Annotated in this window: 11 protein-coding genes; 2 read left to right on the top strand and 9 right to left on the bottom strand. The window is 74.3% G+C overall.

The genetic code is table 11. The annotated features are described in order from the left end of the window. Positions 1-150 precede the first annotated feature (150 nt). A complete protein-coding gene (locus tag K7B10_RS12190; RefSeq protein WP_030154305.1) occupies positions 151-384 on the top strand; it encodes a DUF7455 domain-containing protein in 234 nt (77 codons plus the stop codon). 115 nt (positions 385-499) lie between these two features. Here the strand turns inward: K7B10_RS12190 and K7B10_RS12195 are convergent, their stop codons facing one another. The 8 genes from K7B10_RS12195 to K7B10_RS12230 all read right to left on the bottom strand — a co-directional run bounded on the left by K7B10_RS12195 (position 500) and on the right by K7B10_RS12230 (position 13,045). Then, positions 500-1,480: a serine protease gene (locus K7B10_RS12195; protein ID WP_229336121.1), complete on the bottom strand. Its 981-nt coding sequence runs from the start codon at positions 1,478-1,480 to the stop codon at positions 500-502. Positions 1,481-1,606: 126 nt separating this feature from the next. Further along, positions 1,607-3,181, bottom strand: a complete 1,575-nt coding sequence (locus tag K7B10_RS12200; RefSeq protein WP_308284572.1) for an RNA polymerase sigma factor — start codon at positions 3,179-3,181, stop codon at positions 1,607-1,609. A 273-nt stretch (positions 3,182-3,454) separates the two neighbouring features. After that, on the bottom strand, positions 3,455-4,396 hold the full coding sequence (locus tag K7B10_RS12205; protein WP_308284573.1) for a FadR/GntR family transcriptional regulator: 942 nt from the start codon (positions 4,394-4,396) through the stop codon (positions 3,455-3,457). 151 nt (positions 4,397-4,547) lie between these two features. After that, on the bottom strand, positions 4,548-6,317 hold the full coding sequence (locus K7B10_RS12210) for an ATP-binding cassette domain-containing protein (RefSeq protein ID WP_229336123.1): 1,770 nt from the start codon (positions 6,315-6,317) through the stop codon (positions 4,548-4,550). A 116-nt stretch (positions 6,318-6,433) separates the two neighbouring features. Then, positions 6,434-7,180, bottom strand: a complete 747-nt coding sequence (locus K7B10_RS12215; RefSeq protein ID WP_229336124.1) for an NUDIX hydrolase — start codon at positions 7,178-7,180, stop codon at positions 6,434-6,436. A gap of 69 nt (positions 7,181-7,249) precedes the next feature. Continuing rightward, on the bottom strand, positions 7,250-9,217 hold the full coding sequence (locus tag K7B10_RS12220; protein WP_229336125.1) for a glycogen debranching N-terminal domain-containing protein: 1,968 nt from the start codon (positions 9,215-9,217) through the stop codon (positions 7,250-7,252). Positions 9,218-9,450: 233 nt separating this feature from the next. Further along, positions 9,451-10,713, bottom strand: coding sequence for a DUF4192 domain-containing protein (locus K7B10_RS12225; protein WP_229336126.1), 1,263 nt, complete (start codon positions 10,711-10,713; stop codon positions 9,451-9,453). A 172-nt stretch (positions 10,714-10,885) separates the two neighbouring features. After that, positions 10,886-13,045, bottom strand: a complete 2,160-nt coding sequence (locus tag K7B10_RS12230; RefSeq protein ID WP_229336127.1) for a RecQ family ATP-dependent DNA helicase — start codon at positions 13,043-13,045, stop codon at positions 10,886-10,888. Positions 13,046-13,415: 370 nt separating this feature from the next. On the opposite strand from K7B10_RS12230, the gene K7B10_RS12235 reads away from it, so the two are divergent. Further along, positions 13,416-14,048 (top strand): hypothetical protein, encoded by a 633-nt coding sequence (locus K7B10_RS12235; RefSeq protein WP_229336128.1) that lies wholly within the window; start codon positions 13,416-13,418, stop codon positions 14,046-14,048. A 244-nt stretch (positions 14,049-14,292) separates the two neighbouring features. On the opposite strand, the gene K7B10_RS12240 is transcribed toward K7B10_RS12235, so the two are convergent. Continuing rightward, positions 14,293-14,946 (bottom strand): hypothetical protein, encoded by a 654-nt coding sequence (locus K7B10_RS12240; protein ID WP_229336129.1) that lies wholly within the window; start codon positions 14,944-14,946, stop codon positions 14,293-14,295. Positions 14,947-15,005: the final 59 nt, after the last annotated feature.

A 15,005-nucleotide genomic window follows, 5' to 3' on the forward strand; every position in this document is an offset into this window, starting at 1 on the left:
GCAACGCAATACGGCTCCTTCGCCGCCAACCGGCAGCAGCCGGCCAGCTTCGGAAGGAAGTTTCGAGGAAAAGCCGCGAGCGGGAACGTTTTCGGCCTGGTTGGATGTTGACCCTGGTACGACAGCTCGTCGAGCTAGAGAAGAGGCGACGTGACTACTGTTCTGACACCCGCGACCCCGCTGACGGCCGCTGACCGATGCGACCGTTGCGGCGCCCAGGCATATCTGCGCGTCGTCCTGCTGAGCGGCGGTGAACTGCTGTTCTGCGCCCACCACGGGCGTAAGTTCGAGCCGGAACTCAAGAAGATCGCCGCGGATATACAGGATGAGACCGAGCGGCTCACGTCCGCTCCGACGGCCAATGCCGACACCGAGGACCGCTGACACAGGCCTATACCTCGCATCCGACGAGCCAGGACCGGCCAGGCCGGTCGACGGGCGGCACCCCTGAGACCCAGGGGTGCCGCCCGTCCTCACATCCGGAGCCGGGCCCGGCGGCCTAGCGCCCCCCGGGCCGGTGTTCGCCCCCGGGCGCTCCTGCGGGACCCTGCGGCTCCTGCGCCACATGCCCCTGTACGGGCCGTGCTGCCGGTCCGGAGCGCCGTTCGGCACCCCATGCGATGTCGCGGCCGCCGCTTCGCCGCGGGGCCGCCTCCGGGGCTGTCACGAACCCGGTGAGCGGCGCGATCTTCGTGTACACCCCCGGACTGTCGGGGCGGCCGCAGCCGCGCCCCCAGGACACCAGCCCGATGAGCCTGCCCTGGGCGACGAGCGGCCCGCCGCTGTCCCCCTGACAGGCGTCCCGGCCGCCGTCGCGGTGTCCCGCGCACACCATGGAGTCGGCCCGGTACTGCCCGTCGGCGTCCCCCGGGTAGGCGCGCCGGCAGACGTCGTCCGCCAGTACCGTCACGCGCGCGGCCCGCAGCGCGTACGCGTAGTCGCCGAATCCACTCGTGTCCCCCCAGCCGTACACGGCGGCCTCGCCGCCCGCCGCGTAGCCCGGATGCCCCGCCCCGGCCATGGGGAGCACGTAGTGGGCGGGCACGGCCTCGGCCAGCTCCAGTACGGCCAGGTCCCCGGCATTGCTGCGGGCGTCGTAAGCCGGGTTCACCCTGGCCGAGCGGATCGGGATCTCGTGGCCCTCGGCAGCGCGCAGCTCCGTACGCCCGGTGATCACCCGGAAGTCGGGGACGGACTCGATCGGGCCGCCCAGCACCTGGCGGCCCAGGCAGTGGGCGGCGGTCAGGACCTTGGTCGGGCCCACGATGACTCCGCCGCAGAACTGGCCGCCCCGCGTACCCCCGAACCGGTCACGGCTGGCGAGGGCCACCACCCACGGGCTGTCGGCCGCCTTCACCGGCTTCCCGCCGATCACCACACTGTCCGCGGCTGCCTGCGGCGCCTGGGCCAGCGGCGCCGCGGCCGCCCCCGCCACCAGGGTCAGCGCGCCCGCCAGAGCACGGGAAAAGGGACGACGCATGAGGCCTCCTGACTCTGAGTGTGCATGACTCCACCCAGAGTGGGACGCCAAGTGGCCGTGCGCACCCGCGCACGGCCACCTCCGTACGGTCCCGGCCCGGCCACCCCGCGCCCGGCCGGTCCGGGATCAGTCCAGGTAGTCGCGCAGGACCTGCGAGCGCGACGGGTGGCGCAGCTTCGACATCGTCTTGGACTCGATCTGACGGATCCGCTCGCGCGTGACGCCGTAGACCTTGCCGATCTCGTCTAGGGTCTTCGGCTGGCCGTCGGTGAGGCCGAAGCGCATCGAGACCACGCCGGCCTCGCGCTCGCTGAGGGTGTCGAGCACCGAGTGCAGCTGCTCCTGCAGGAGCGTGAAGCTCACGGCGTCGGCCGGGACGACCGCCTCGGAGTCCTCGATGAGGTCGCCGAACTCGCTGTCGCCGTCCTCGCCGAGCGGGGTGTGCAGGGAGATCGGCTCGCGGCCGTACTTCTGGACCTCGATGACCTTCTCGGGGGTCATGTCGAGTTCCTTGGCCAGCTCCTCCGGGGTGGGCTCGCGGCCCAGGTCCTGGAGCATCTGGCGCTGCACACGGGCGAGCTTGTTGATGACCTCGACCATGTGCACCGGGATGCGGATGGTGCGGGCCTGGTCGGCCATGGCACGCGTGATCGCCTGGCGGATCCACCAGGTCGCGTACGTGGAGAACTTGTAGCCCTTGGTGTAGTCGAACTTCTCGACCGCGCGGATCAGGCCCAGGTTGCCCTCCTGGATCAGGTCCAGGAAGAGCATGCCGCGGCCGGTGTAGCGCTTGGCCAGGGAGACCACGAGGCGGAGGTTGGCCTCCAGCAGGTGGTTCTTGGCGCGGCGGCCGTCCTCGGCGATGATCTCCAGCTCGCGCTTGAGCTTGGGCGCCAGCTTGTCGGAGTTGGCCAGCTTGTCCTCGGCGAACAGGCCCGCTTCGATGCGCTTGGCGAGCTCGACCTCCTGCTCGGCGTTGAGGAGGGGGACCTTGCCGATCTGCTTGAGGTAGTCCTTGACCGGGTCGGCGGTGGCGCCGGCGACGGCGACCTGCTGTGCCGGGGCGTCGTCCTCGTCGTCGGAGATGACGAAGCCCTTGCTCTCGCCGCCGTCCTCCTCCTCCTCGCCCTCCGCCTTGACCGCGCCGGGACCCTCCTCGGAGGACTCGTCCTCGCCGCCCTCGTCGGCGTCCTTCTTGGCCGCGGTCTTCTTGGCCGCGGTCTTCTTCGCGGCGGTCTTCTTCGCGGGGGCCGCCTTCTTGGCCGCCGTCTTCTTCGCCGCGGTCTTCTTCGCGGCCGGCTCCGTTCCGGGCTCGTCCGCGAGGGCGTCCGCGGGCTCCGGGTCCACCGTCTCGGCCGCGGGTGCAGCGGCGGCGACGGTCTGCGCGGCCGTCGTCTTCGCCGCTACGGTCTTCGTGGCCGTCCGCTTGGCCGGGGTCTTCGCTGCGACGCTCTTGCGGGTGGTGCGCTTGGGCGACTCCGCGGCACTGACCATCAGCGTCACACCCTCTTCCTCGAGGATCTGGTTGAGGCTGCGCAGAACATTCTTCCACTGGGTCGCAGGAATCTGGTCAGCCTCGAAGGCCCGACGCACGTCATCGCCGGCGATCTGCCCCTCGGCCTTGCCCCGCTCGATGAGCGCCATCACAGACTCGGAATCGGCGATCTCCGGCGGGAGCGTACGGGATGTGCTGGCCGACACGAACAACCTCTCGGAACGATGGAAACGGCTTCCGACCCCGGCCGGATGGTGCTGAACCGGAGCCGACGACCACCGACTGGGGATGGGCCGGGGGCGCGGGCAGGGGCCGGGGAGCTGCACAGCACCCGCAAGGGCTGCTGTCTTCCCTCCGTCGGCCATCACCTCTCTAGGTCATCGCTCGACCTCGCGGAGTGTTACGCCCAATCTTCGTGGCCCGAGTCACACCCCGACCGCCCGACCGCCCCGCCGCCCGCGCCGCCGTGCCCCCGCGCGTCAGTGCTCGCGCGGGGCGGGGACCACGCGCTCGACCTCCGGGTGCACCGTCAGGAGCTGGCGCATGGCGTTCTCGGCGCCCACGGCGTCGCCGGCCGCGAGGGCCTCGACCATGCGCGCGTGGTGCGCGACGCACGTCTCGCTGGGACGGTCGCAGGCGGTGATGGGGCTGCCGGAGACCTGCAGGGCGGCGGAGACGATGCCGGAGAGGTGCTCCAGCATGCGGTTGGCCGCGACCTGGATGAGGAGCGCGTGGAACTCGTTGTCGGCGCGCGCGAAGGTGATCGCGTCGCCCTGGCCGAGGGCGTGGCCCATGATCTCGACCATGTCGGCGAGGCGCTGCTGGATGTCCGGGCGCCCGTGGCCGGCGGCGAGGCGGGCGGCGAGCGGCTCGATGGTCCAGCGGAGCTCGTTGAGCTCGCGGCGCTGGTCGTCGCGCTGGGGGCCGAAGGCGCGCCACTCGATGATGTCGGGGTCGAGCAGGTTCCAGTCGGCGACCGGCCGGACGCGGGTACCGACGTTGGGGCGGGCGCTGACGAGGCCCTTGGCCTCCAGTACGCGCAGCGATTCGCGGACCACCGTGCGGGAGACCTCGAAGCGCTGGCCGATCTCCTCGGGGACCAGGGGGCGGTCTGCGCCGAGGTCGCCGGAGACGATCATCTGGCCGAGCTGCTGGACGAGTTGGCCGTGCAGTCCGCGGCCGCGGCTGCCTGCCGCGCGGCGGCCCACCCGGCTCAACTCGACGTCGGCGCCGTCCCAGTGGGGCGCTGCGACGCGGTCGGTCCCGGAGGCCTCCGCGTAGGGGTAGCGGTCGAGTTCGCCCGGGCCGGCGAGGCCGGAGTCTGCATGGCGGGCGGCGGTCATCATGGTGTGCGCAAGGGTACTCACGAATCCTTTGTCGGTCGTGCCTGGATGACCCTTGAGGTCTTTGGTGAAAAGCACACGAAAGGGTGATCGGTGCCACCTACGCAATTGACGACTTATCGTAAAGAACCGGGCTCTTTGCGGGGAGTTGTGGTCCGGTTCACGTGATGTGGACCGGATCGGTCCCTTTCAGACCCTCTCCGGCACCACATCGATCACCAACGGTCCTTCACCAACGGACGCGGCTGCGCAGTCCTGTGAACGCATAGGCGCACAACAGAACCATCAGCGACAACAGCAGTGCCGTGCCGACGGGTTGGGCCATGACCCGCAGGGCGCCCAGGACCAGACGGTCCGCCTCGGGGGGCCACTGTGCCCAGGCCAGCCCGCGCAGCCGGGCCGCGAGCCCGCTCGCCGCGTACGCGGACGGCCCGTCCAGCGCCTTGCGTACCAGCGGCACGACGATGACCGGTACGGCGAGCACGGCGGCCAGGCCCGCGACCGCCGACCGGAAGACGCCTGAGGCCAGCACCCCGGCCCAGGCACAGCCGACGAGCAGTCCGGCCCAGCTCACCGCCGGGGAGAGCCATTCCCCGGGGGCGCGCAGCGGGCCGCGGTCGAAGACGAGTTTCAGCGCGGCGGCGTCGGCGGTGACCGCGAGCGCGCCGAAGGCCAGGGCGAGAGCGGCGCAAACCGCGAGCTTGGCGGCGAGCAGGCCCATGCGGCGCGGCACGGTGCCGCGGTCGGCGGCGAGCGCGGGGTAGCGGTACTCCTCTCCGAAGGCCAGGGCGCCGAGCAGTCCGGCGCCGAGGGCGGCGGGGGGCAGGGGCAGCAGCTCCGGCCAGGCGGCGAGCAGCCGGTTCTGCGGGGTGCCGCCGGCCCGGGCCAGCACCAGTGCGGTGACGGCGGAGACGGCGACGACCACGGCCGCGGTCAGGAGGGGCGTGGCGGTGCCGAAGACCCGGCACAGCTCGTAGCGCAGCGGCCGCAGCGGCCCGCCCATCCGGCGCACCGCGGAGGCGGGCCGTGTACTGCCGGAGGTGGCGGCGGAGCTCCTGGGTGCCGGGTCCGCGCCGTCCGGCTCCGTGCGCGCCTGCGGCACCGGCGGTACGGGCGGGCGCGGTGCGCCCGCGTCCCCGGTCTCGTCGGCGAGCTGGTGGACCAGCACGCCGTGCCGGAACGCCGCCTCGCCCACCTCCGCGCAGCTGCTGCCGTACACCGACAGGCGGCTGCCGCTCTCCTCGACGATCTCCACCGCGCGCTGGGCGGCCCGGGCCTCCCGGCCGAGCACGTCGGCCAGCCGGCCCGCGTACGGGCTGCGTACGGCGACCCGGGGCCGCAGCCGGGTCCGGGCGAACTCGGCCGCGTCCTGGTCGGCGACGAGCCGGCCCGCCGCGATGCTGACGACCCGGTCCGCGCTGCGGGCGGCCTCCTTGGCGTCGGCGGTGGTGAAGAGCACCGCGCCGCCCTGGGACGCGTGTCCGCGCAGCAGCCCGTGGAGCCAGCCGCTTTCGCGGGGCGAGAGCCCGGCGGCGGGTTCGTCGAGGAGCAGCGTGCACGGGTCGGCGAGCAGGGCCGCGGCGAGTGCGACCCGGCGCTCCATGCCGTACGAGAGCGAGCCGAGCCGCTGGTCGCGCAGGCCTGCGATGCCGACCACCTCCAGCATGGTGTCGGCCCGGGAGGCCGGCACCCCGGCGGCGGCGCACAGCATCCGCAGCTGGCTCAGGACGGTCCGCGACGGGTTGCCGGGCACGTCGGCGAGCAGCACCCCGACCTCACGGCCGGGATACGGGATCCGGTGCAGCGGGCGGCCGCGGAAGTAGGTGACGCCGCGGCCCGGTTCGAGTTCGAGCATGAGCCGCAGTGCGGTGGTCTTGCCCGATCCCGGTTCGCCGAGGAGGGCGGTCACGGTTCCCGGGCGGGCCTCGAGGGTGAGGTCGTCCACCAGGGGCGGGAGGTCTCGACGGGGTGTGCTGGTGAGTCCGATGGCCTGGAGCATCGCTTCTCTCGCGGGGGGTGAGACCGCTCTGCGGCAATGTGAGTACCGCAAACAAGATAACGCGATATGTCCGATTTTCGGGGTAACCGGGGCGCGTTCGCGCCCGTGTCGACGCGTCAGACTTCGGGGCGCAGCATCGGCGGGTTGAGCAGGGTCGCCCCGCCTGCCCGGAACAGCTGGGCGGGACGGCCGCCCTGACGGGTCGTCGTCCCCCCGGCCGGCACCAGGAATCCGGGCGTCCCGGTGACCTTGCGGTGGAAGTTGCGCGGGTCGAGGGCCACGCCCCACACGGCCTCGTAGACCCGGCGCAGCTCGCCGACGGTGAACGCGGGCGGGCAGAAAGCCGTGGCCAGCGAGGAGTACTCGATCTTGGAGCGAGCCCGCTCCACGCCGTCGGCGAGGATCCTGGCGTGGTCGAAGGCGAGCCCCGCGGCCGCCTCGTCCGAGGCCGCCAGGAGTTCGTCGATGGGGGCCCAGCGCGCGCTGTTGGCGTCTCCGCCGGCCCGGGGTGCGGGCAGGTCCGGAGCCAGGACCAGATGCGCGACGCTGACGACACGCATGCGCGGATCGCGCTTCGGATCCCCGTACGTGGCCAGCTGTTCGAGGTGCGCCCCGTTGCCCGCGCCCGGATCGGCCGGGTCGTGCGCGCACAGGCCGGTTTCCTCGGCGAGCTCGCGGGCGGCGGCCGCGGACAGGTCCTCGTCTCCTCGGACGAAGCCGCCGGGCAGGGCCCAGCGTCCCTGGAACGGCTGCTCACCCCGCCGGACGACGAGCGCACAGAGCGCGTGGCGCCGCACGGTGAGCACGACCAGGTCGACGGTGACAGCGAAGGGCGGATAGGCCGACGGGTCGTAGGGCGACATGCCGCGATCATAGTCGTCTGCCTGACGATAAACAGAGCTTTGGTGATCCTGGAGGCGGCGGTCCCAAGGCTACCCGCCCAGTTGGAGCGCATCGGCCGCCTCCTCCACCATGCCGAGACCGAGCCGGCTGATCCGGACGGCGAACGGTTGCCCCGAGACCCGCAGGTCGCAGAAGCGCAGGGCGCCGAGCGGAGCACCCGGCAGAGGGACGACGGCGACGGTGCCCGCGGGGGCGTCGGGACGGATCCCGGCGAGGGCGGTCAGGGCGTGCACCCCGGCGGCCGCGGCCACCGCGGCGGGGCGGCAGGCCGCCGGATGCGGAAGGGGCGCGCTGCCCGCGGTGCGCTGCTCGGCGGCGTACATCTCCGGCAGCCGGTACCCGAAGCTCTCCGCGGCGTCGAGCAGCCCCCGCAGCAGACCGGCGGCCTCCTTCTCGAAGCCGGCCTGGGCGAGCCCCGCGACGGCCACGGCGCTCTCGTACGCCCGCACCGCTCCGGAGCGGTGGCCGAAGGGGTTGTGGCCCGGCTCCCGGGACGCCATGCTCCGCAGTCCCCAGCCGGAATCCATGGCGGGGGCCCCGAGGAGGCGGGCGAGCTGTTCCGCGCGGACCCGGTCCAGCAGCCCGGGCGCGAGCAGCCCGCCGCCCAGCAGGCCGGTGTCCAGGAGGTGGGCCGCGGTTCCCGTCAGCCGGGGCAGTGGCCTCCCGTCGGGGTGCAGGGCCGCCGCGGGCCGGCCGCCGTCCGGGCCGTCGATCCAGAACCCGTCCCGGAAGCGCTTGCCGAGTGCGGCCGCCCATTCCCGCCACTCCTCGGCGCCGGGCCGGCCGCATCCGGCGAGCAGGTCGGCCCCGAGCAGCGCGGCCCGGTGGGCGTGGGCCTGGGTCTCGCAGCGCCGCGGCCCGGGATCGGGATCGGCCAGGAGGCCGTCCGGTCCCAGGGCTCCGCGCAGCCAGTCCAGGCACCGCTCGGCCGCGGGGAGGAGCCGGGCCACCTCCTCCTCGGGCATCCCCCAGCGCCGGGCCTCGGCGAGCACCGCCGGGAAGGCGAGGGTCGCCTCGGTGCCGGTGCACCCGGGCGGCAGCTGCGGCCCCGCCCCGCGCAGCGGCCCCGGAATCTTCCCGGCGTCGGGGCCCCGGCCGCCGGTCTGGGTCCGGGCCAGGGTGCGCAGGGTGGCAGCCGCGAGCCCGGTGCCGAGCGGCAGCGCCATCCTGGCGGCCCAGAGGGACTCCGCCGGAGCCAGTCCGAGCCGCCACGGCACCCCGGCGGCGGCGAAAGCGTCGGCCGGCTCCTCCCGGTCCCGCATCAGCAGCGCGCCGAGGTCCTCGACGCTGCGGCGGAACCAGGTCTCGACCCGCGGGTCGTCCCCCTCGGCCCGGGCGCCGGCCAGCGGATTGGCCACCTGCCCCGCCGGGGCCCGCGAAACGCGGTCCTGCGTGGTCCGCAGCTCGATGGTGCGGGACTCGCCGGGCCCCAGTTCGAGCTGCCAGCGCAGCAGCCCCGCCGAGGCCAGCGCGTCGTCCGGGGCCGGCTCGGCCGTGGTGACGGCCTGGGCCTCACCGCTGGTCCAGCGCAGCCCGGCGGCGTGCACCCCGGCCGGCAGCTCGGGCCCGGCCCGGCCGGCCGCCACCGCGGCCAGCTCGGCCAGGTCGGTGCCGAGCAGCAGCTCCACGGGCAGGCGCAGCGGCCGGGCCGTGAAACTCCGCACGGTGATCCGCTCGGTGCCGTCCGCGTGCCGGACCCGCTCCACCCCGATGTCGGGATCGGGGCCCGCTTCGGCCCCGGTACGGAAGGTCGCGGTGAAGGAGGCCCGGTCGGAACCGAGGCTGCGCCCCTGGACGGCGACCGGCTCCCGGCCACCGACCCGGAGCACGCAGCGGGAGAGCAGCCTGCGTCCGGAGCGGTAGATCCCGTCGATCCCGCGCCCGGTCAACTGGCCGTGTTCCGGCGAGATGACCAGGCAGGGTGCGGCGACGCAGATGACGGCGCCGTGCACGGGCGGCAACTCGGTCCTGCGGGCGGGCGGTACGGAGGGGGCCATGGGTCGCCTTGTCTGGGCTGTCTGCGCTCCGGCCTGTTTCGCTGGGCGGCGGCGCGGCCGGGCCCCCGCCACCCTCCAGCTGAACGGCCCCGCCCCCGCCCGGGTCACGGGCCCGGGTGGTGGCTGGGCCCTTACTGGGCCGTGCCGGTGACGGAGCCCGCGCCGCAGGACGGCCACGGCCGCGCCCCGGATCCGCCGCACGGAACTCCCCGCACCCCGGCCCCGGTCCCGGCTCACTGCTCGCTCCCCGCGGCGCGGCGGCGCTCCCGGCGGGGCTTCGCATCCCGGCGCCCCGGAGGGCGGGTGGTGGCGGCCACGCGGCCCCGGCGCGGTTCCCGGCGCCGCCGCTCCTCCCGCAGGCAGGCCCGCAGCCCCTCCGGGTCGATGCCCTCGTTGCAGGCGTGGTGGAGCAGCTGGGCGAAGCGGTAGTCGGCGTCGGCCCGCAGGGCCAGCCCGAGGGCGATCCGGGCTGTCGGCTCGTCCCCGGCGGACCACGAGACCCAGCCGGCGAGGGTGAGCGGGGCCGCCGCGTGCTCGCCGTAGGCGCCGACGCAGCGGCGGGCCAGCGCCCGCCAGAGCCGCAGGGCGGGGGCGGCCTCCTCGCCCTCCATCCACTCGGCGGCGATGTCGCGGATCGCGCGGTCCTGGAGGCCGAGGATCACGGTGGCGGCCTCGTCGTGCCCCAGCAGCGCGTCGTCCCACTCGTCGGCCCCCGGTCCCCCTTCGACGGGTGGGGTGAGGGTCATCCGCCGCATCAGGGTGCGGGCCAGCGTGACCGTCTCCGCGCCGACCTCCTCGCGGGTGGCGCCGTCGAGGATCTTCGGCACGAGGGCGGCTGCCGCCCGGTCCAGGGCCCGCTCCATCTCCGCCGCGACGCCGCCGCGCAGGGGTGCCAGCCGGCCCTCGATCTCCCGGAGGGAGCCCCGGACCTGGAGTCCGGCGAAGGTGGCCGTCGCCGCCATCACCGAGGTGCCGGTCGCGGCCAGCGGGCTGCCTTCCGCGGGACAGCACCGCTCGTCGGGGCAGCAGTAGGACCAGTACCGGCCGGCGGAGAGGCACAGCGCCTCCATCACGGGCACGTCGAGCGCGCCGCAGGCCAGCCGGATGCGCTGGGCCAGCGGCCGTAGCCGGGTCATGACCCGCTGGCCGCTCTCGCCGTCCGCCGGGTCCTGGCAGAGGAAGACGACGATGCCGTCGGGCTTGGCGCCGCGCCGTTCACTGCCGCGGACCAGGCAGTCGGCGACCTGACGGGCGGTGTCGTCCCATTCGGCCGGGGCCGTGGGGATGCCGACGCGGAGCCGACCGCCGAAGCGTCCGCCCTCGCCGTGCACGGTGACCATGACGAGGGAGTCGGTCGGATGGAATCCGAGCATGTAGGGCAGCGCGTCGGCCAGTTCGGCCGGGCTGCGCAGGGTGATCCGGGGAGGGAGGGCTGGTTCGGACGGGCTGATGGCGGGCCGGTCGGACGGGGTGCGGGATTCGCGGTCGTTCGTCATGCCCCGACGGTCCCGCCGACGGCCCGATCCCGAAAGCCCTGTGGATAACTGTTGATCACTCAACATCCACAGGTTTCACGGCACCCTTGACGCAACGTCAGAGCCTGCGGGTTCCATGGGGACATGAACACGCATCAGAGGCCGCGCAGCCCTTCTCCGCCCGGACCGGGGCTCAGCCTGCCGTCGCGAGGATCAGCGGGAGGACCTGGCCGCCACCCGCCTGGCGGATCAGGCGGGCGGCGACGGCCAGGGTCCAGCCGGAGTCGGAGTAGTCGTCGACGAGGAGGACGGGCCCGGGCGACTGCACCAGCGCCGCGGCCAGTTCCTCCGAGACGGCGAACGTGCCGGACAGGGCCCTGAGGCGCTGGGCGGAGTTGCTGCGCCGCGCCGCGTGCGCGCCGTCCGGCCCGGTGTACGTCAGGGTGCCCAGGTACGGGAGGCGACCGATGCGCGCGATCCCCTCCGCGAGGGAGCCCACGAGCTGCGGGCGGGCCAGGGACGGCACGGCGACGACCCCCACGGGCCGGTCGGAGGCGTCCGGGACACCGGGGGCCCAGCCGCCCGCGGAGCGCGCCCAGTCGGCGAGCACGGCCACCGCGGCGTGCAGGACGTCCTCGGGGACCGGCCCGTCGGGGGCGTTCTCGGTGAGCAGCGGGCGCAGCCGGTTGCCCCAGCCGATGTCCGAGAGCCGGCCCAGGGCCCGCCCGGTGGAGCACTGCTCCCCGGCCGGGATGCGTCCCTTGACGTTGATGCCGAGGGCGGCCATGCCGGTCGGCCACATCCGGCGCGGCTCCACCTCCACGCCCGGGCGTTCCAGTTCCTTCGCCGCGCCGGTCAGGGTCTCCGCCGACACGGACGAATCGGCCCAGGCGCCGGCGCAGTTGTCGCACCGGCCGCACGGGGCCGCCCCCTCGTCGTCCAGTTGCCGGCGCAGGAACTCCATCCGGCATCCGGAGGTGCTCACGTAGTCGCGCATGGCCTGCTGCTCGGCGGCCCGCTGGCGGGCGACCCAGGCGTACCGCTCGGAGTCGTACGTCCACTCCCGGCCGGTGGAGCTCCAGCCGCCCTTGACCCGCTTCACGGCTCCGTCGACGTCGAGCACCTTGAGCATCGTCTCCAGTCGGGTGCGCCGGAGCTCCACCGCCGCTTCCAGGGTCGGTACGGACAGCGGCCGCCCCGCGTCGGCGAGGGCGGACAGGGTCTGCCGCACCTGGGCCTCGGGCGGGAACGCGGTGTCGGCGAAGTAGCGCCAGATGGCCTCGTCCTCCTTGCCCGGCAGCAGCAGGACCTCGGCGTGCTCCACTCCGCGCCCGGCGCGGCCGACCTGCTGGTAGTAGGCGATCGGCGAGGACGGCGAGCCGAGGTGGATCACGAAGCCGAGGTCGGGCTTGTCGAAGCCCATGCCCAGCGCCGAGGTCGCGACCAGCGCCTTGACCCGGTTCGCCTGGAGGTCGTCCTCGGCCTGCAGCCGGTCGGCGTTCTCCGTCTTGCCCGTGTACGAGGCGACCGCGAAGCCGCGCTGGCGCAGGAAGGCGGCCGCTTCCTCGGCCGCGGCCACCGTCAGCGTGTAGATGATCCCCGAGCCGGGCAGCTCGTCCAGGTGCTCGGCGAGCCACGCCAGCCGGTGCGCGGCGTCCGGCAGCTCGACCACGCCGAGGCGCAGGCTCTCCCGGTCCAGCGGACCGCGCAGCACCAGGGCCTCGCCGGCACCCGTGCCGAGCTGCTCCGCCACGTCGGCGGTGACCCGGGCATTGGCGGTCGCGGTGGTGGCCAGGACCGGCACACCGGGGGCGAGCTCGGCGAGCATGGCCCGCAGCCGGCGGTAGTCGGGGCGGAAGTCGTGGCCCCAGTCGGAGATGCAGTGGGCCTCGTCGACCACGAGCAGACCGGTCGTGGCCGCGAGCTTGGGCAGCACCTGCTCGCGGAAGTCCACGGAGTTGAGGCGTTCGGGGCTGACGAGGAGCACGTCGGTCTCGCCGCGCTCCACCTCCCCGTAGATGGCGTCCCACTCCTCCGGGTTGGCCGAGTTGATGGTGCGCGCCTGGATCCCGGCCCGGGCCGCCGCCTCGACCTGGTTGCGCATCAGCGCCAGCAGTGGCGAGATGATCACCGTGGGGCCGGAGCCGCGGCGGCGCAGCAGTGCGGTGGCGACGAAGTACACCGCCGATTTGCCCCAGCCGGTGCGCTGCACCACCAGGGCCCGCCGGCGCTCCTCCACCAGGGCGGCCACGGCCTGCCACTGGTCCTCCCGCAGCCTCGCCCCGCTCCCCGGGGCGCCGATGAGCTCAGCGAGGATGGCGTCTGCTTCGGTGCGGAGCTCCAGGTTGTCCATGCCCCCCATGCAACCGGATGGCACGGACAATCGGCCAATTCACCCAGTGTGAGAAGTGCGTCGCTGAACGTCCGCCTGCCGGACGTACGCTCCCCCCGGCCTCGATCCTGTCCTCAAAGGGGTGTTTCCGCTGGTACTGGGGCTTCAGCCGTAGTCGGATGAGTCATCTTCGGCTTGACGGGGCAAGGATATGAACGGCATACCGGCGAATTCCGGTCGGCGGCGCCAATTGCTCGTTGCCGCGGGCTCACGGGCCACGCGAGAATTGGCATGCTCCCGCTCGGCCGGACGGCGCTCTCCCAGGCCGCGCCGCGGCGCGCCCGCACGACAGCTGTGCCCGTCCGCGGGCGTACAACCCGAAGGGAGGACCGTGGCCTTCGGATTCGCCCCGCCCTCGACGTCGTCACTGACAATGGCAGCCGGCGCCGCCAGCCGGCACGGCAGACTGCTGGAGCCCTCCGAGTGGACCGCGGCGGGCATTCCCCTGCTGCGCAATCCGCGCGAGGTCGTCCACGGGCTGCACTCCCGGCACGGCCCGGCGCCATCGACCGCGGTGATCGCCGTGCTCGGCCCCGAGGAGCGGCTCGTCGCGAGCGCCTCCTTCGTCCGCCGCTCGGCCTCGGCCGACGGCTGGGACTACCGCAACGCCCTGCTCGCGGCGCTGCGCCGGGTCATCCCGCACGACCTGCGGCGCCGGACCCCGGTGCGGACCGCGGTCCTGCTGTACTGCCGCGAGGGCGACGAGCGGTGGACCGAGGAGGACGGCGCCTGGATGTGGGGGCTGCGGGACGCCTGCACCCTGCACGGGCTGCGCTGCGGCGCGTACATCACGCTGACCCGCGGCGGCTGGCAGGTACTGGGCGAGGGCCGGGGCGGCAGGCATCCCAGCTCCGACTCTCGGCCCGAGCACCTCGGCGACACCGTGGCCGAATTCCCTGCGGTGGCCCTGCGCACCGGAGGCGCCGCGACCGAGGTCATGCGGAGCCGTACCGCCGCACGCTGAGGACGCGCCGCACGCCGGGAGCCCCGGCCGGGCGCAGCCCGCGCGGCGCACCGCAGGCCGCGGGACTCCGAAGGCCGGTACGCCGAAGGCCGCGGGACGCCGAAGCCCGCCCGCGCGCCGTTCCCGTACGCGGGCAGCCCTCACGGCCGTACACCCTGGATCGGGCGTACGGCTGGTCAGGCCTCGGGCTTCAGCGGGGCCGGTCCGACCGGCCCCGCCCCTTGCCCGCGCCGGGTACGGGGCGTCAGACGCCCGTGCCCAGCACGGCGTTGATCTGCTGTGCGTCGCCGCACACGATCAGCAGGGCGCCGGCCCGCGCGAAGGCGGTCGGCAGGGCGGCGGCGGTCGCCCCGGCCGGTCCGCCGTTGGCCGCGAAGACCACGACGGGACGGCCCGCGGCGCGCTGGACCTGCGCCGCGTCCGCGTAGAAGACGTCGTCCCCGGCGTCGTGCAGGGCCCAGTACGCGGCCTCGCCGAAGGACAGCTCGTGCGCGGCCCACGGGTGCGGGTCGCCGGTGGTGAGCACGAGGATGTCACCGGGCGCGCGCCCGGTGTCGAGCAGCAGGTCGACGGCCTCTTCGGCCGCGTCCAGCGCACCCTCGGCAGAGGCCGGGATCAGCTGGATCTGGGGCACCGCCGCGGAGACGGACGGTGCGGTGGGGGCTACGGGTCCGGGGGTGGCCTGCGGCGCACGCTGCGCGGGCGGTACGGGCCTGGGAGCCCCGCCCGCACGGCTCGCCGCCGCGGGGGAGGGACCGGGGCGTCCGGGCCGCGGGACGGCGGCGGGACGCGGACCAGGTACGGGGCGGGGGGTCTGCGCGGTGCGGCTCGCGGCCGGCGTGACGCGGGGACCCTGGGCACTCTCGTGAATCTGAGGCTCCTCGGGGGTGAGAGGCATGAGTTGATGTCTATCAAACACCGGTACGAAACGTACCGGCGGGTGGCACGTGGGTGCGA

The sequence above is a fragment of the Streptomyces flavotricini genome (assembly GCF_020639365.1).
In the GTDB taxonomy this organism is placed as follows: domain Bacteria; phylum Actinomycetota; class Actinomycetes; order Streptomycetales; family Streptomycetaceae; genus Streptomyces; species Streptomyces flavotricini.